Below are 16,713 nucleotides of genomic sequence, written 5' to 3' on the forward strand. Positions count from 1 at the left end.
CTCCCGTTGGAATTTGGCCCTTGCAGGTGCCGGACCAGAGCTTGTGAGAACGTTCTCACAATTGGACAAAACGCATTTCACGCACAGGCATGGTCACTTCCTCCGCGTCAGCATTCGATTTCCGAGATCGGCCAGGAATTCACCGCGCAGCACCAGCAGGGCGGCGACAATGATTGCGCCCTCTATGACGGTGCGCCATCCTTCGTTGAGGCCGATAGCGGAGATAACGGTGCCAAGCGTCGTCAGAAGAATTGCGCCGCCGACCGTCCCGATGAAAGTTCCGCTGCCGCCGAGGATCGAGGAGCCGCCGACCACGACGGCAGCGATGGAAGGCAGCATGTAGCTGTCGCCCATCCTCAGCGTCGCCCCGTTCGAATAGCCCACCAGCATCATGCCGACGAAGCCTGCGCAAGCGGCACTGATCGCATAGGGGACGAGCTCGAGCCGATTGACAGCGACGCCGGCGATGAGAGCGGCGTTCCTGTTGGTGCCAAGGGCGTAGAGCCGGCGGCCGAGCGCAGTGAAATTCTGCAAGAACCAGCCGAACAGGATGAAAGCGACGGTGAAGTAGATGACCAGCGGCACGCCGAGGAACCATTCCTTCATCAGCCACAGCAAGGCGGACGGAGAACCGCCGCGCGGCGTCCCGCTGGTGTAGCCCAGCGCCACCGATGCCACGACGATCGAGGTCGCCATGGTCATGATGAAGGGAGGAACCTTCAGCCAGACAATTCCCAGTCCGCTGATCGTGCCGACCAGCGCGCAAATGACCAGAATGGCCGGCAGCATGTACCAGATGCCGGCATCGCCGCTACCAATCCACGTCGTCGTCAACACGCCGCCGAGCGTGATGAGGGCGGGGACCGATAGGTCGAGCCCACCGATCAGGATGACGAGCCCTTGCCCAAACGACAACACGATCAGGAAGGACGCGAGGATGAGAACCGTCAGCACCTGATCCCAGGAACCCAGCGCCGGACTGATGAAGCGCGAGCACACCACAAGCACGATACTCAGCCCAAATACGACAAGCGTATTGACCACCTCCCGGTCGAGCCTTTGCCTGCCGCGCCGGTCGGAGTTGGCCTCGAAACGCGTCGCAACGTCCTTATGCGCGTTCACCGGATCTCTTCCTTCTTGAGCAGGCGCGCCACGGCGCTGCCGAACACGATCGCAAGCACCAGCACGAAACCTTGGAATATGCCGGTGTAGAAGGACGAGACCCCACCCGAGAAAAGCACCTTCTGCAAAAGCATCAGCGTACCGGCGCCCAGGATCGAGCCAACGAGGCTGCCCCGGCCGCCACTCAACGGCGTGCCGCCGAGCGCCACTGCGGCAAAGGTGAGCATCAGGAATGGCGTGCCGGCTGTCGGATTTCCTGTCGCCGTCTGGGCGCTCAGCATGAAGCCGGCGACGCCGTAAAGGATGCCGGCGCCGACAAAGGCCGTGATGCGTACCCCTGCCACGGACACGCCGGAGAAGCGAGCCGACTGCTCGTCGGCGCCGATCGCATAGAGGCCGATCCCGGTATTGGTCCGCCGGAAGGCAAGCCAAAGCGCGATGGCGGCAACCAGAAACAGCCCGGCGATCGGGATGATACCGAACAGGGTGTCGGTCAGCGTATAGGTGACGAAGTCGGCAACCATACCGCCAGGCGCGTCCAGGATAACCAGCGCAAGTCCCTGGCAGACGATCATCGTGCCGAGCGTCGCCGCGATGGTCTGCAGTCCAAGCCTGGCCACGAGAATGCCGTTGATTGCGCCGACGGCACCGCCGATCGCACAGCACATCAGGAGGCTGGCCAGCGCACCGCCCGGACCACCGAACGGATAGACCGCCATCAGCACATTGGTCAGCGAGACGACGCCTGCGACGGACAAGTCGAAGCCGCGGCTGATGACGACCAGCGTCTCGCCCGCTGCCGCGAGCGCCAATGGCGTCGAGTTGTTGACGAGATCGGTGAAGGTGTAGACCGAAAGCGCATCCGGTTGCCAGAACGCGTAGAGCGCATAAAGCAGGACATAGATCATCGCCACGATGCCGGTGCCGCTGATGACAGCCCTCCATAACGCGGAGCGGCGGGGCGCGGGATTTGCCTGGACCGCGGTCATGCGGCCACTCCATTCACCGCGCCCGCAGCGTGGCCGATCAGCGCGCCGACGATAGTCGGCTCATCGATGGCATCGCCCTGATATTCGGCGAAGACGCGGCCGCCATAGAGCACCATGCAGCGATGCGCGAGATGGACGAGTTCCGGCAGTTCGGACGAGTAAAAGAGCACCGAGCCGCCATCGGCAGCGAACTTCCGGATCGCCTCGTAGATCGACTGCTTGGTTCCGACATCGACTCCACGCGTCGGATCGAAAAGCAGTAGAGTGCGCGCACCCGTCATCATGACGCGCGCCAGAAGCGCCTTCTGCTGGTTGCCACCGGAAAGCTCATCGATCTTGAACTGCAGATAGCGCTCCTGCAGTTCGACCGCCTCAGCGGTTTTTTTCGCAATGCGACGCTCGCTGGCCGGCCAGACGACGCCACCCTGCGCGATACGCGAAATGATAGGCAACACCATGTTGCTGGCGGTGCTGAGGCCGGCGAAAATCCCTTCCGACTTGCGGTCCTCCGGCAGGTAGGCAAGGCCGTTGCCGAAATGGAGCGCGGCGCCCGGGCTGGCGATCTGGGCGGGCACGCCGTCGATCTCGATGCCGCCGCTTTTCGCCTTGGAGAGGCCGATCATCGTCCTGAACAGGTCGCGTTGGCCCTGCCCCTCGAGCGCGGCGATGCCGACGATCTCACCTCGCCTGACATCAAACGACACGTCCCGCAAAATGCCGCCGGAGAGGCCCCGAACGCTGAGCGCGACGGGCGCGGTGTCGGCGACCAAAGGCTGCGAGGCGGTCGTCTCACGCGCGCTTCGGCCGACCATCATCTCGAAAATGTTCTCGTCCGAAGCGCCGGACAACTCGACGGTGCCGATGCTGCGGCCATTGCGCAGGATGGTGGCGCGCGAACACAGGGTGCGCACCTCGCCGAGGCGGTGGGAAATGTAGAGGATGGCGGTCTGCAGATTCTTCTGCCGGCGCACGAGCTCAAACAGCCATTCGACGTCCGCCAGCGCGGCCGTCGGCTCATCGAGGATCAAGAGCTTCGAGGCATGGGTGAAGGCGCGCACGATCTCAAGCCGCTGACGATCCGAAAGCGAAAGCACGCCGACGGGCGTGTCAGGATCAAAGTGGGAGAGAGCGTAGTCGTTAAGAACCTTGCCAGCTGATGCCGTGGCGGTGCGGCGCGAGACGAGACCTAGCTTGCCCTTCGGCATTTTCGGCAGCACGAGATTCTCGGCGATGCTGAGATTCGGCAGCAGGCTGAGTTCCTGAAAGGCCGTCGCCACGCCCTGCGCCCGCGCATCGATGATGCCATGCGGCGCATAAGGCTTGCCGAAGATCGACATGGATCCGCCGTCAGGCGTCACGACGCCGCTGAGGATTTTCACGAGCGTCGATTTGCCGGCGCCGTTCTCGCCCAACAGCGCATGGACTTCCCCTGGCCGCAGATCAATGGAGACGGAATCGAGTGCGACTGTGGGTCCGTAGGATTTTGCAATATTCGCGATGCGAACAGCCAGCCGGATCTCGTCGGTACCCATACCTCCTCCCAAAAGGTAAGTCCGCCGCAGCGGTGAGAACGTTCTCTGAGAACGTTCTCACTAATCCACAAGCACCGCCGGCTTGTCAATTGTGAATCGTTCATTCCTTGTCGAACGCACCAGGCTCCCGGCCTCCGGGCGGCACTTGGCCGTCTTTTGAGTGCTCAGAAGTGGCTGAGCCGGCGCCTTTTCTGGGCGTCTGGTCGGGGGGCGCCCGCCGGGATGGATTCTGCCCCTCGGACTGATGCGTTTTCTCATTCACCTCGCCTGAAGGGCGCGTCAGGCCTTGCCCGGACGCCGGCGGCTTGTTGCCTGCGGCGTCCTGGGAGAATGAATCGGCGGGATCGCCGTCGCTCCTGGCCGGATATTTGGTGGCACCAGTCTCGCGGCGATTTTCGCTTCCAGTCATGGCCGGTCCTCCTTTGGCACAGTCATAACCTGGTTTCGACCGGCAGGTTCCAGCGGCTAGGCCGGAAGCGCAGATTTGAATCCGCCGCCGCTCCTATGGCCGGAAACCAATTTGGCGGCGCTGCGTTGACCCCGCAGGATCAGATCCCCCAACAGCTTCGGAGAAAATTCATGCTCGACCGCAGCGGAAGCGCCGTCCTGACGACCGACAGTCTCTGACAACGGACAGCAACATGGCTCGCATCGAGCGCGGACATTGTTTTTGCGGTGCCGTCATGGCGGTGATGGAAGGAGAGCCTTTCTGGATCTGCTTCGATCATGACGACGATTGCCGGCGGGCGACCGGCGGACCGATGACCATCTGGATCGGCTATCGCCCGCACCAGGTCGAGCTGACCGCCGGGAAGCCGAAGACCTTTTCGAAGACGAAGGGGGTCATCCGCTCCTTTTGCGCCGATTGCGGTACCTCGATCTTCTATGCCGACGAAGGCCTGCGTGACGAACTCTATGTCTCGATCGGCTTCATGGACGCGCCGGAGCGGTTTCCGCCACAGGCACAGGCCTATTGGGATATGCACCTGCCATTCATCGACATGGCCGACGGCTTGCCCCGCGTCGACGGCTACACGAGGCGCCGTGATCCAGCCCTGGGCAATCCGCGCGAACGTTGATGACGCGCGCCACACTAGGCCCCGCAGGCTATTGCCCGATCAGGGTCAGGCCAAAGAGAATGGCCAGCCACAGGCCCACCGCCGCGACCGCGAGCCTGGGGAGGATGCCCTCGCCCGCCAGATGCATGAACAGCAGCGCGATCACCACTGTCTTGGCAGCCGCCGCGGCAAGGTTGATCGCGGAATTGAACCCACCGAGGTCGACAAACGAAGAGCCGACGGTAAGCGCCAGCAAGGCGAGCAGCGCGAGATAGGCGAATGTGAGCTTGGCGAGGTCGCTCATCGTCGTCAGGCCCGGTTGATCAGATAGAGGACCGGGAACAGGAACACCCAGACGATGTCGACGAAATGCCAGTAGAGTCCGATCGCCTGCACGCGGCGCGCCCGGCTCGCCTGCGCGGTCCTCGGCCAGAGCAACAGCATGCCGGCAATCACCGCGATGCCGCCTATCAGATGCAGCGCGTGCAGCGATGTCATGGCGAAATAGAGCGCGAAGAAGAATTCGGCATGGGCCGGATCTGGGCCTGCGAAGCGGAACGGCGCGCCGAGCACCGGCGCCAGGCCCTCGCTGAATTCCTTGCTGTATTCGACGGCCTTGATCACCAGAAAGATGCAGCCAAGCAGGCTCGTGGACATCAAGGCCCAGAAGGCGGGCCGCCAACGCCGGGCAGCCGTGAACATATGGGCAAGCGCCATCGCGAAGCTGCTGGTGATCAGAACCGCCGTATTCAGCGTGCCGAGCGGCAATGACAGATGTTGCGACGCCGCGGCGAATGCCGCGCCATAGCTCAATCGGGCGTAGAGGAACACCAGCACGATCGCGCCGAACAGCATCGCCTCGGAGCCGATGAAAATCCACATGCCGAACGCATCGGCCGCCTTCTCGCGGGCCCGTGTATCGAAGGCAATGCTTTCGGTCGGCCCGCTCATGAGGCTTCGTCCCTGTGCGGGCTGAACGTCTCGTGCCTCAGGCCTTTCATGGCATAGTCATAGGCCGGCCGCTTGACCACGGGCATGGTTTCGAAATTGTGCGGGGGCGGCGGCGAAGCCGTCTGCCATTCAAGGCCGGTCGCGCCCCACGGATTGGCCGGCGCCCGCGCGCCGCGAAACAGCGACCAGCCGAGATAGAGCAGCGGCATAAGGTAGCCGACGGCCAGAACGACCGCGCCGGCCGAGGACAATACGTGCCAGAACTGAAACTCCGGCGGATAGGTGTGATAGCGCCGCGGCATGCCGAGAAAACCGAGCACGAATTGCGGAAAGAACGTCAGGTTGAAGCCGAGGAAGGTCACGGTCGCGGCGATGCGGCCCCAGGTTTCGGAATAGACGCGACCGGTGATCTTCGGCCACCAAAAATGCAACCCCGCCATGTAGGCCGTCACCATGCCGCCGACCATGATGTAATGGAAATGCGCCACGACGAAATAGGTGTCATGAACGTGGACGTCGACGGCGAGAGCGGCCAGGAACAGGCCGGCCAGCCCCCCGAAAGTGAACAGCGCCAGGAAAAACAGCGCATAAAGCATGGGCGTCTCGAAAGTGATTTCGCCCTTGCGCAGCGTCAGCGTCCAGTTGAACACCTTTATCGCCGAGGGGATCGCGACGCAGAACGACAGGAACGAGAACACGATGCCGGCATAGGCCGACTGGCCTGATACGAACATATGGTGACCCCAGACCAGGAAGCCGAACACGGCAATCGCCATCGAAGACATCGCCACCGCCTTGTAGCCGAACAGCGGGCGCTTGCTGAAGCAGGGCAGCACTTCGGAAACCACGCCCATGCCGGGCAGGATCATGATGTAGACCGCGGGATGTGAGTAGAACCAGAACAGATGCTGGAACAGCAGCGGGTCGCCGCCCAGAGCGGGATTGAAGATGCCGATACCGAAGGCACGCTCCAGCACGATCAGGATCAGCGAGGCGGCCAGCACCGGTGTCGCCAGCACCATGACCAGCGCGGTCGCATACATCGTCCAGACGAAGATCGGCAGTCTGAACCAGGTCAGCCCCGGCGCGCGTAACGTGTGGACGGTGACGATGAAGTTGATGCCGGTCATGATCGTCGAGAAGCCGACGATGAAGACACCCAGCGCGGCCATCGAAACGAAGCCGTTGGCATAGAGCGTCGAGAGCGGCGTGTAGAAGGTCCAACCCGTGTCGACACCGCCGGCGAGCACCGCGGCCAGGGCAAAGGCGCTGCCGAAGATGAACACGTACCAGCTGGCGAGATTGAGCCGCGGAAAAGCGAGATCGCGCGCGCCGATCATCAGCGGCAGCAGGAAATTGCCGAGCGTCGCGGGGATCGACGGCACCAGGAAGAACCACACCATGATGATGCCATGCAGGGAAAACAGCCTGTTATAGACATCGTCCGACACCAGATCGCCCGCAGGCGACGCGAGTTCGATCCGGATCATCACGGCAAAGGCACCGCCAAGAAAAAAGAACGCCGTCAGCGACATCAGGTAGAGCCAGGCGACGCGCTTGTGGTCGGTGGTCAAGAGCCAGGCGGCAGGTCCGGCCTCCCCATGCAGATAGCTCGAAGGCGCCAAGGCTTGCCTGCTCATTGGGTCGCCCCGCTTTCCCTGGTTGCTCGCGGCGACAGGGATTTGAGATATGCCAGCAGCATCTGTAGCTCCTGCTCGTCGACAAGGCCGTCAAAGCTCGGCATCACGGGTTCATACCCGGCGGCGATCTCCTTCTTCGGATTGAGGATGGAATCGCGCAAATAGCGGTCGTCGGCGATGACGGTCTGTTGATTGTCCAAGGCCACCGGCCGTCCGAAGACCCCAGCCAGATCCGGCGCCCTCACCTTGCTGGAATTGCCATGGCAGCCGGAGCAGCCGAGCGCGCGGAAGAGTTTTTCGCCGTCGGCCGCAAGCGTTTCACCCTGGCCCTGGTTGCCCAGCCACGCCGCATATTCTTGCGGCGGCATCACGGTCACCCAGCCGCCCATCTCCGAATGCTGGGTGCCGCAATATTGCGCGCAGAACAAATGATACCGCCCGGGCTCGCTGGCGATGAACCAGACATGCGTGGTGCGCCCCGGCACCGCGTCCTGCTTGACCCGGAAGGCAGGTACGAAGAATGAGTGGATCACGTCCTGCGATGCCAGCGACACGATCACCGCCTTGCCGACCGGCACATGCAGTTCGTTGATTTCACGCTGGCCGCCAGGATGACGGAACTCCCACATCCATTGCTTGCCAAGGCCGGCGATCTCGAGTGCGTCAAGGGGCGGGTGTTCGCGGCGCAGGAACAGCACGGCTCCCCATCCGAAGATGGTGAAAGCGATCAGCAGGCTGGCGACTGTCCAGGTCACCTCGAGCGGCGTGCTGCGCGCACGCTCCCCCGTTCGCTCCACCTTGGAGCCGGCGCGATATTTGATGGCGTAGAAAACGACCAGGCTGGTCAGGAAGACGCCCAGCGCGACGGTGAAGGCAAGCAGCACGTAGAACAGGGCGTCGACACTGCCGGCAATCGAGGAGGCCTGCGGCGGCGTAAAAGGGATGCCGAACGTCAAATCGGCCTCCTTCGCGACAGAACGAGGATGGTGGCGCCAAGGCCAAGCAGCGTCGCCATGCCAGTCACCTTCACGACTGCCCAGACCGCTGGCGTGTACTGGCCCTTTGATGCATCGAAGCCGGCACACAGCAGAAAGACGTGATCGGCGATGGAGCCAAGCCGCCCGGCCGACGCCTCGACCAGGGCAAGCCTGAGATCTCGCGGCTCGAAACTCAGCGCCGGAAGTACTTGCGCGATGCGGCCTTGCGGCGTCAGCGCGATGACCGCGATCGGGTGGACATATTGCGAGATCCGGTCGCGCCGGTCGAATGTGATGCCGGCCTCCACGGCAAGGGCGGCGCCAGCGCCATCCTCGCTGGTCAGGAAGCGCCACGCGGACAACCCTGCCTGACCGGCGGACCGCCCGACTTCGGCTTGGATGGACGCCGCATCCGCGACGGTCTCGGAAGCATCTATCGAGACGAAGAGAGCGTGGTAGGTCGCGGGATCGAGGCCGGTCTTGTTCAGATCCGAGGCAACCGCCTGCTGGGTCACGCCGCAGAGGTTGGGGCATTTGTCGTAACCGAAGATGAGCAGCGCCGGCCGCCCGCCGAGAATGCCGGAAAGCGTCTGCCGTCCGCCCGAAGCCTCGCGGAAGACTGTATCGAGGCTGAGCTGCGCGCCGATCTGCGGTTCGAAAACCGGCCGCGCGCGCACGCTGGCGGTCATTGCAGCCAGGAGCACGAGCGGCAGGACCAAACGCCTCATGGCCTCGCCCCCATGGCCGGTGCGGCCTGGCCCTGCTGCGGCGCCCTGGCGTTTGGCTGCGCCGCGTCCGCTCGGGCGCGGCAAATGCCGGCCTGCGGCGCGCGCGGAACCTGGCCTTCGAGCAAGGCGCAGTCCTCACCGGCCGCAGCGGGCGTTACCGCCTCCGGCAGTCCCTGCGCGGCGATCAGCTTCATGGCGTCGTCGATCGGAATGCGCGCGATGCCACCATTGCGGTCGACCCATGCAAGCATGCCGAGTTCACGATCTTCCTGCTGACGGAACGCGGCAAGATCGGCCCCGGGGAAATCCTGCAAGGCGGGACCTGCGGCGCTGCCGTTCATCTGCGTGCCCGCAAGTGGCCAGAACGGGGCCGTATCGAAAATCAGTCTCAGCCCAAGCGCGGCGAGCGCCAGGAAGACAAGCAGGCCGAGGCCAATGAGCACGAGCGCCCTCGGCCAGACATCGCGTGTTTCGGGATGACGCACGACCTTAGCCACGGGCCAGCCTCCCGCGCCAGACGACGATGCGATCAGGCCTGGTCCAGATATAGACGAAGCACCCGAACCAGATGCCGCCCGCGCCGACCATTGCCGCGAGGTCCGGCCACGACACTCCTGCACCGAGGGCGGACAAAGCCGGCCGGACGCGCCAGGCGACATCGTCGAAATGTCCGGCCAGCAGGAACGCGCCGAGCCCTATCAGGCCAACGCGGCTGCGCTTGACGGAGCGGTTCAGGAAACCGGCGAAGGGCAAGGCAAATTGCAGCGCGATCAGCAGCCAAAGCAGATACTGCCAGCCATTTCGACCACGGATGACATACCAATGGATTTCGTCGGGCAGGTCGCCGCCCCAGACGACCAGCCACTGCATGAATGCCAGATAGGCCCAGATGAGCATGAAGCCGAACATCATGTTGGCGAGGTCTTCGCCGAGCGCCACGTCCTCCTCGCCACCCGGCGCCGACTCGATCGCACGGCCGGCCGAGAGCACCGCCAGCGCCAGCCCGCACACGCCGACGACCTCGGCCGCCGCTTCGAGCATCGCATAGATGGTGGAGGAAAAATCCGGCTCTATCGACATCATCCAATCGATGGCAAACACCGTCACGGCAAAGCCGTGCGCGACGAGCCCGATGGCGTAGCCGCCGCCGGTCCTGCTTGCGGCCGAACCGGGCGCCGTCCAGCCAAGTACAAGCCAGGCCAGCGCCAGCCAGACGACAGCATAGACGATGAAACGAACGACGAAGAATGGCACGTTGAGATAGGTCATTTTCTGGCGCACCGCTTCCGTCAGCGCCGGGTCGGCTCCTGCCCAGGGAAAGACCAGATCGAGCCGCGCAAGCACCGGCAGCATCAACAGCAGCGCGACAGGCAAGGTCGCGACGGCGGCCCGCAGCGGCGGCCGCAACGCGTCGCCCCAGCGCCCCCCGGTCAGCCCGTGCACCATGAGCAGGGTCATTGCGCCAAGCGGCAATCCGAGCAGGAACACCGCCGTCATCAGCCAGCCGGCCAGTGTCGCGCGCGGGGCGACGAACAGCCCGGCCGCGCACAGAGAGAGCCCTGCGGCGGCGGCTGCGAGCAGCAGGACGAGGTGGTCGTCGGGCCGGGCGGCGCGCTTCATCGTGCCGCCTCGGCATCGAGTTTCGCGCGAACGGATTCGGGCAGCGTGCCGGCCGCAGCATGTCGCGAATATTGCAGCGCCCGGATATAGGCCACGATCGCCCAGCGGTCCCGCGGCTCGACACGCGCGGCATAGGGATACATCGCACCGTAACCGTCGGTGATGACGTCGTAGAAATGCCGGTCCGGCGCCTTGCGCAGCGCATCTTGATGGTAGGTCGGAGGCGGCGGGAAACCACGCCTGACCACCATCCCGTGCCCGTCGCCGGTGCGGCCATGGCAGGGAGAGCAGAATATATCGAAGCGTTGCTGCCCACGCTGAAGCAGCGCCATGGTGATCGGGTACGGGAATTTGTCCGGCGTCGCCGCCAGGTCGGCGTCGCGCGTCACCGTGCCTTCGACCGGTGTCCTTGCCGACATGCCGTCGGCGAACTCTCTGCTGGTTTCGAGCGGATCGTAGCGAGGCTGGTCGGCCATGTCCTGCTTGCAGGCGCCGAGGAGCAGGCAAACCGGCAAAAGCAGCCGCGGGTTCATATCGCCACCTCTTCGACCGTCTCGGCGCCAAGCCGTGTCAGCTGCCCCTTGGTGACGCCCTTGCGGTATTTCGGGTCGGTGGCCTCGATCAGCAGGTAGAACTTGCCGCCGCTCGCGTAGGTGAAGCTCTCGGCGTTGAAGACGGGGTGATAATATTGCGGCAGCCGGTTCTCGGCCAGCATGCCGAAGAAGCCGGCGAACACGCTGGCCAGGATCGCGGCTTCGAAGGCGATGACCGTGAACGGCGGCCAGGAATGCAGCGGCCGGCCGCCGACATTGACCGGATAGTCGATCTCGACGGAATAAAGGATCAATGCATACACCAGCACGCCGCCGGCGACGCCACCCGCCAGCATGATCCATGGCAGCCGTGTCTTTCGCATGCCCAATATGTCTGTCAGGCCGTGCACCTCGAACGGCGAGAACGCATCCATATGCCGGTACCCCTTGTCGCGCATCGCTTGCGCCGCCCTGGTCAGCGCATCCGGATCGGCGAAAGCCGCGATGACGCCATGGACGCTCATGCCGCGCCGCCTTTCTGCTCGGCCAGTTCCTCGACCTCGAAGATGGTTATCGCCGGCAGGATGCGGATAAACAGGAAGACCAGCGCGAAGAAGGTGCCGATCGATCCGAACAGGATGCCGAAATCGAGCCAGGTCAGCGACTGCTCGCCCCAGGACGACGGCAGGTAGTCGCGGCTCGGGCCGGTCACCACGATGATGTAGCGTTCGAGCCACATGCCGATGTTGATGACCAGAGCGATCGAAAACAGCAGCGGCATATTGGATCGCACACGGCGAAACCAAAGCAGTTGCAGCACCGCGCAATTGCAGAAGAGCATGGTCCAGAACAGCGGCGCATAAGGGCCGACGGCGCGCTGGACCATCATCGCGCGCTCGTAAGGCTCACCCGAATACCAGGAGAAGAACGCTTCCGATGCATAGCCGTAAATGACGACCATGCCGGCCGCGATCATCAGTTTGGCGGCGTTGTCCATGTGGCGCGGCGTGATCAGGTCTTCCACAGCGAATGCCCAGCGCAAGGGAATGGCTATGGTCAGCACCATGGCGAAGCCGGAGAGGAGCGCGCCGGCGACGAAATAGGGCGGAAAGATCGTCGAATGGAAGCCCGGCGTGATGGCGAAGGTGAAATCGAGAGCGACGATCGAATGAACCGAAACGACCAGCGGTGTTGCGAGTGCCGCCATCAGGAAATAGACCGTCCGATAGCGCGCCCAATGATAGGCCGAGCCGCGCCAGCCCAGCGCGAGGACGCCGTAGAAAAGTTGCCCGCCACGCGACTTCGCCCGGTCGCGCAGCACGCCGAGATCAGGCAGCAATCCCGTGTACCAGAACAGCAGCGAGACGGTGGCGTAGGTGGAAATCGCGGCGAAGTCCCAGACCAGCGGGCTGCGCCATTGTGGCCAATGCATGTGGGTGTTGGGCAGGGGCAGGAGCCAATAGAAGAACCACGGCCGGCCAAGATGCAGGATAGGGTAGAGGCCGGCCATCGCCACGGCAAACAGCGTCATCGCCTCGGCGAAGCGGTTGATCGAGGCGCGCCAGGGCTGGCGCAGCAGCAGCAGCACCGCTGAGATCAGCGTACCGGCATGGCCAATGCCGATCCACCACACGAAACTCGAGATCATCGTGCCCCAGACCACGGGAATGTTGACCCCATAGGCGCCAACGCCGACCGAGACCAGGTAGGTGATGGAATAGAGGAACAGCAATACGAATGCGAAGCAGACGAAGAACGCCGACCAGAAGAACCGCGGCAACTTCCCTTGCAGGACCACCGCGCTGATACGGCCGCTGATCTCTGGAAAATCGTGACGCCCGCGCAGCACAGGTGTCATGCCTTTGCTCGTCCTGCGGGCGGCCACGTCAGCCATCGCCGCCCTCCGAGCCGGATGTCGCGGCGAGCCTGTCGTTAGGGTTGCTGACCTTGCCCAGATAGGTGGTGCGCGGTCTTGTGTTCAGTTCTTCGAGCAGCGCGTAATTGTGTGGCGAGGCCTTTTCCTGGACGACCTGCGAATCCTTCCTGTTGAGATCGCCGAAGGTGATGGCTTTTGTCGGGCACGCCTGCTGGCAGGCGGTGACGATCTCACCGTCCTCGATCTCCCGGTTCTCGATCTGGGCGCGGATCCGTTTTTGCGAAATGCGCTGTACGCAGTAGCTGCATTTTTCCATGACGCCGCGCGAACGCACGGTGACATCGGGATTGTGGACGGCCTGCTCCGGTCCCGCGCTGTCATTGTCGAACTCCTGGTACTCCAGGAAATTGAACCGCCGCACCTTGTAGGGACAGTTCTGCGAACAGTAGCGCGTGCCGATGCAGCGGTTGTACACCTGCGCGTTCAGACCGTCATGCGTATGGATGGTCGCATTGACCGGACAGACGACCTCGCAGGGGGCCTTCTCGCAATGCATGCACGGCACTGGCTGGAAGAACATGTCCGGATCGTCGATCCCGCCCGCATAGTAGCGGTCGACGCGCAGCCAGTGCATTTCGTGTCCGAGTGCCGCCTCGTCCGGCCCCACCGTTGCGATGTTGTTCTCGGCCTGACAGGCCGACACGCAGGCCATGCAGCCGATGCAGGCCGACAGGTCTATCGACATGCCCCAGGCTTCCTGGTCGTAGCTCCAGTCGGGGTAGAGCGATTCCACGGGCGCTGGGGGCGCGTGGTCGCGCACGAAATGGGGATTTGCCCTGAACGCATCGAGCGAAGCATGGCGGATGATCGCCCTGCCCTCCATCGCTTGATGATGTTGGGTCGTGACTACACGCGCCGAACCGCCGCGCGGGCTCAGGACGACATCGTCGGCAAACCATGGCGCATCGCTGGTCCGGATCGCGAAGGCATCGTAGCCGCCCGCGAGTGCCGCCACCGAGCCGGCCTTGCGTCCAAAACCGAGCGACAGCGTCACTGTGTCGTCAGGCTGTCCCGGCGTGATCCAGACGGGTGCGTCCAGCGTCCTGCCGTCCCGCGCCAGGTTGACCACCTGCCCGTTTTCGAGCCTCAGGCGCTGCGCGGTGGCTGGCGAGACCAGCGCCGCATTGCCCCAGACGAGCTTGCTTAACGGCCGGGGCAATTCCTGAAGCCAGGATGAATTGGCGTGGCGGCCGTCGCGAAGCCAGGGATCGGCGACGAAGCGAACCTCCAACCCCTTGGTGGCGGCATTGGGTGCCGAGCCATCGCTATCCGGCGGTGCCGAAACGGCAGCGGGACCAGCAGCAGTGTTCGGCACGATGCCCTCGCGCAGCGCCTTGCGCCAGGCCACCTCGTCCATGGCGGCCCACGTCCGGCGCACCGGTGCCTGCGCATTGGGGCCGAATTCACCGCCCAGCGCGGCAAGCAACTGATGCAGGCTCTTGCCACCGAACAGAGGCTCTATGAGCGGCTGCACGATCGAGACCGTACCGTCATAGGCCCGGATATCGCTCCAGCTCTCCAACTCGTGCGCGGCTGGGATATGCCAGCGAGCCAGAAACGCCGTCTCATCGCGGTAGAGTCCCCAGTGGACAAGAAGCTTCAGGCTCGAAAGAGCCTTCCGCGCATCGATGTCCGATGGCGCCGTGTGCAAGGGATTGGCGCCGAGCACGACGGTCTTGTCGATCGAACCATCCGTGATGGCCCGGCAGAGCGTGGCAAGATCGCCATCCACCGGCATGGCATCAGGCGGCTCGATCAATTGCAGCGTGTTGCCAAGGGCACCAAGCCTGGCATTCATCGCTAGGGCCAAGGCATGCACGATCGGTGCCTGGTGCGCTCCGGCCACCACAAGCGCATTGCGGCCGGCACTGTGCAGATCATCGGCAAGCGCCTTTATCCACTCCGGATCGAGCGGCGACAAGCCGGCCGCGGCATTGTCGCCATCGAGGGCGGCCTTGATCGCCGCCGCAACGCTTGCGACGGCGCTTGACCTGATAGCTCGGCGATGGTCGGCGGCAGCACCCGTGATGGTGGGAGTCGTCTCGACGACATAGAGGCGACTCATCGTGTCCGTCGATTTGCGCACCCGCCGCCGCTGCGCGAAATCACGAGCATAGGCCAGGCGCCCCGGCCCATCGCCCAGGAAATCGGCATCCAGGCTGACGATCACATCGGCGCGGTCGAAACGGTAGATCGCCGTCAACGGCCTGCCGAACAATGTACCCGTTGCCTGTTCACCGGAATTGGCCGCAAGCGGATCGTGGCGGAAGACGCGAAGTCTGGGATAGCGCACCCTCAGCGCCGCGATCTGCGCCTTCGTCGTCGGCGATGTCGTCGCCTCGAGCAGCAATGCCAGCCCTTGCCCGCCTGAAGCGAGGAATCCACCAGCCAGTTCGGCGATATCTTTCAGGAACTCATCGTAACTTGCGGGCTCGCCCAGCTTGAGCGGCGTGCGAGATCGCTCGGGATCGAACAGCGACAACACCGCCGCCTGCATGACGGCATCGGTGGCGCCGCGCGATGCCGGATGATCCGGGTTACCCTCGACCTTTGTCGGCCGGCCCTCATGGCTCTCGATCACGGCTCCGATGCCGTAGCCGTCGCTGGAGAGGGCTGTCGCGTAGTAGAGCGGCCGGCCGGGAATGATGTTCTCCGGCTGGCGGACATAAGGCACGATGCTCTCGGCCTCGCTGCAGGCGGCCAGTCCGGCCAGCGACAGCGATGCACCCATCAGTTTCAGGACGGTGCGCCGGTCGAAGCCAGGCTGAAGGCGATCGGCCATCGCGGGGAATTCCGCCTCCACAAAGCGCTGGAACTCCGCCGTGTCAGCCAGTTCGCCCATGCTTCGCCATGGCTCGCGCCCCGCCGCGGCGAGCCGCAATGCCGCAAGATCGAAAGCCGGATTTCGGTCAACGGTGGCAGACATAGCAATCCGTCATGGTCTCGGGATGAATGTCGAGCACGCCGATCAGGGAACGCCGGATCTGCTCGATGTCGTCAGGCGGCTTCCAGTGCATCAGGAAAACGTCCCGCGGCGGGCGAAGGTTGGGACCTGGGTCCCGGTGGCAGCCAAGGCACCATTCCATCGACAATGAATGCGCCCGTCGCGTCAGCGGCATGTCGTCGACCGCGCCATGGCAGGTCTCGCAGGCGACGCCCTTCGCGATATGGATGGAGTGGTTGAAGTAAACGAAATCCGGCACCGAATTGACCCGCTGCCATTGCAGCGGCTGTCCCGAAGCGAGACTTGCGCGCACCGGCGCCAACATCTCGGCATTGGTGAAGAGCTGCGAATGACAGGTCATGCACACTTCTGTCGCCGGCAGCCCCGCCGAGGCTGATGTCTCGACCCCGTTGTGGCAATAACGACAGTCCAGTCCGATATCGCCGACATGATGCTTGTGGCTGAACGGAACGGCCTGGGCCACCGGTTGCCCCACGCCGGTAACGAACCCTGAACGCAAAAACGCCGTGCCGCCGACGGCCGCCAGAAGCGCGAAACAGCAAACACCCCACAGAAAGAAGCGGGCAATCCCATTGGCGTTGCTGGAAAAGACCTGCGGCATCCTCGCCGATTTTTCGCTTGGAACAAGCTTTTGGATCGAGCGCCTAACGGCGGCAAAGCGA

General features: G+C 63.8%; 16 protein-coding genes. 1 reads left to right on the plus strand and 15 read right to left on the minus strand.

The genetic code is table 11. The features are described from left to right. Positions 1 to 93: 93 nt before the first annotated feature. The 3 genes from FJ953_RS10500 to FJ953_RS10510 are packed head-to-tail and all read right to left on the minus strand — an operon-like array spanning position 94 to position 3,643. Positions 94 to 1,122: an ABC transporter permease gene (locus tag FJ953_RS10500; RefSeq protein WP_181169642.1), complete on the minus strand. Its 1,029-nt coding sequence runs from the start codon at positions 1,120 to 1,122 to the stop codon at positions 94 to 96. Further along, positions 1,119 to 2,111 carry an ABC transporter permease gene (locus FJ953_RS10505; protein ID WP_140624214.1) on the minus strand — a complete coding sequence of 331 codons (993 nt, stop codon included), beginning with the start codon at positions 2,109 to 2,111 and terminating at the stop codon, positions 1,119 to 1,121. The genes FJ953_RS10500 and FJ953_RS10505 overlap by 4 nt, the downstream gene beginning before the upstream one ends. Continuing rightward, positions 2,108 to 3,643, minus strand: coding sequence for a sugar ABC transporter ATP-binding protein (locus FJ953_RS10510; protein ID WP_140556178.1), 1,536 nt, complete (start codon positions 3,641 to 3,643; stop codon positions 2,108 to 2,110). Before FJ953_RS10510 ends, FJ953_RS10505 begins: the two co-directional genes overlap by 4 nt. Before the next feature lie 641 nt (positions 3,644 to 4,284). Between FJ953_RS10510 and FJ953_RS10520 the strand changes: the two genes are divergently transcribed. Then, positions 4,285 to 4,722: a GFA family protein gene (locus tag FJ953_RS10520; RefSeq protein ID WP_140522221.1), complete on the plus strand. Its 438-nt coding sequence runs from the start codon at positions 4,285 to 4,287 to the stop codon at positions 4,720 to 4,722. 28 nt (positions 4,723 to 4,750) lie between these two features. On the opposite strand, the gene FJ953_RS10525 is transcribed toward FJ953_RS10520, so the two are convergent. Genes FJ953_RS10525 through FJ953_RS10580 form a run of 12 tightly spaced genes read right to left on the minus strand, consistent with a single transcriptional unit; the run spans position 4,751 to position 16,652 of the window. Then, positions 4,751 to 5,005 (minus strand): cytochrome C oxidase subunit IV family protein, encoded by a 255-nt coding sequence (locus tag FJ953_RS10525; RefSeq protein WP_140522223.1) that lies wholly within the window; start codon positions 5,003 to 5,005, stop codon positions 4,751 to 4,753. A gap of 5 nt (positions 5,006 to 5,010) precedes the next feature. Continuing rightward, a complete protein-coding gene (locus FJ953_RS10530; protein WP_140522225.1) occupies positions 5,011 to 5,652 on the minus strand; it encodes a cytochrome c oxidase subunit 3 in 642 nt (213 codons plus the stop codon). Beyond that, entirely contained in the window at positions 5,649 to 7,292 is a 1,644-nt protein-coding gene (gene ctaD, locus FJ953_RS10535; RefSeq protein WP_140496126.1) for a cytochrome c oxidase subunit I, read from the minus strand. Before ctaD ends, FJ953_RS10530 begins: the two co-directional genes overlap by 4 nt. Beyond that, a complete protein-coding gene (coxB, locus tag FJ953_RS10540) occupies positions 7,289 to 8,248 on the minus strand; it encodes a cytochrome c oxidase subunit II (protein WP_140518009.1) in 960 nt (319 codons plus the stop codon). Before coxB ends, ctaD begins: the two co-directional genes overlap by 4 nt. Then, positions 8,245 to 8,997 carry an SCO family protein gene (locus FJ953_RS10545; RefSeq protein WP_140518008.1) on the minus strand — a complete coding sequence of 251 codons (753 nt, stop codon included), beginning with the start codon at positions 8,995 to 8,997 and terminating at the stop codon, positions 8,245 to 8,247. Before FJ953_RS10545 ends, coxB begins: the two co-directional genes overlap by 4 nt. After that, on the minus strand, positions 8,994 to 9,494 hold the full coding sequence (locus FJ953_RS10550) for a hypothetical protein (RefSeq protein ID WP_140496129.1): 501 nt from the start codon (positions 9,492 to 9,494) through the stop codon (positions 8,994 to 8,996). The genes FJ953_RS10545 and FJ953_RS10550 overlap by 4 nt, the downstream gene beginning before the upstream one ends. Continuing rightward, positions 9,487 to 10,617, minus strand: coding sequence for a hypothetical protein (locus FJ953_RS10555; RefSeq protein ID WP_140624218.1), 1,131 nt, complete (start codon positions 10,615 to 10,617; stop codon positions 9,487 to 9,489). Before FJ953_RS10555 ends, FJ953_RS10550 begins: the two co-directional genes overlap by 8 nt. Then, a complete protein-coding gene (locus FJ953_RS10560) occupies positions 10,614 to 11,150 on the minus strand; it encodes a cytochrome c (RefSeq protein WP_140518006.1) in 537 nt (178 codons plus the stop codon). The genes FJ953_RS10555 and FJ953_RS10560 overlap by 4 nt, the downstream gene beginning before the upstream one ends. Beyond that, the gene (locus FJ953_RS10565; protein ID WP_140624220.1) at positions 11,147 to 11,674 is read right to left on the minus strand and encodes a DUF3341 domain-containing protein; all 528 of its coding nucleotides are present in this window, start codon (positions 11,672 to 11,674) and stop codon (positions 11,147 to 11,149) included. The genes FJ953_RS10560 and FJ953_RS10565 overlap by 4 nt, the downstream gene beginning before the upstream one ends. After that, positions 11,671 to 13,044, minus strand: coding sequence for an NrfD/PsrC family molybdoenzyme membrane anchor subunit (nrfD, locus tag FJ953_RS10570; RefSeq protein ID WP_140518004.1), 1,374 nt, complete (start codon positions 13,042 to 13,044; stop codon positions 11,671 to 11,673). The genes FJ953_RS10565 and nrfD overlap by 4 nt, the downstream gene beginning before the upstream one ends. Further along, positions 13,037 to 16,012, minus strand: a complete 2,976-nt coding sequence (locus tag FJ953_RS10575; protein ID WP_140624222.1) for a TAT-variant-translocated molybdopterin oxidoreductase — start codon at positions 16,010 to 16,012, stop codon at positions 13,037 to 13,039. The genes nrfD and FJ953_RS10575 overlap by 8 nt, the downstream gene beginning before the upstream one ends. Continuing rightward, positions 15,996 to 16,652: a cytochrome c3 family protein gene (locus FJ953_RS10580; RefSeq protein WP_140496135.1), complete on the minus strand. Its 657-nt coding sequence runs from the start codon at positions 16,650 to 16,652 to the stop codon at positions 15,996 to 15,998. Before FJ953_RS10580 ends, FJ953_RS10575 begins: the two co-directional genes overlap by 17 nt. Between the last annotated feature and the right edge of the window lie 61 nt (positions 16,653 to 16,713).

It is taken from the genome of Mesorhizobium sp. B2-3-6 (assembly GCF_006442305.1).
Lineage (GTDB): Bacteria > Pseudomonadota > Alphaproteobacteria > Rhizobiales > Rhizobiaceae > Mesorhizobium.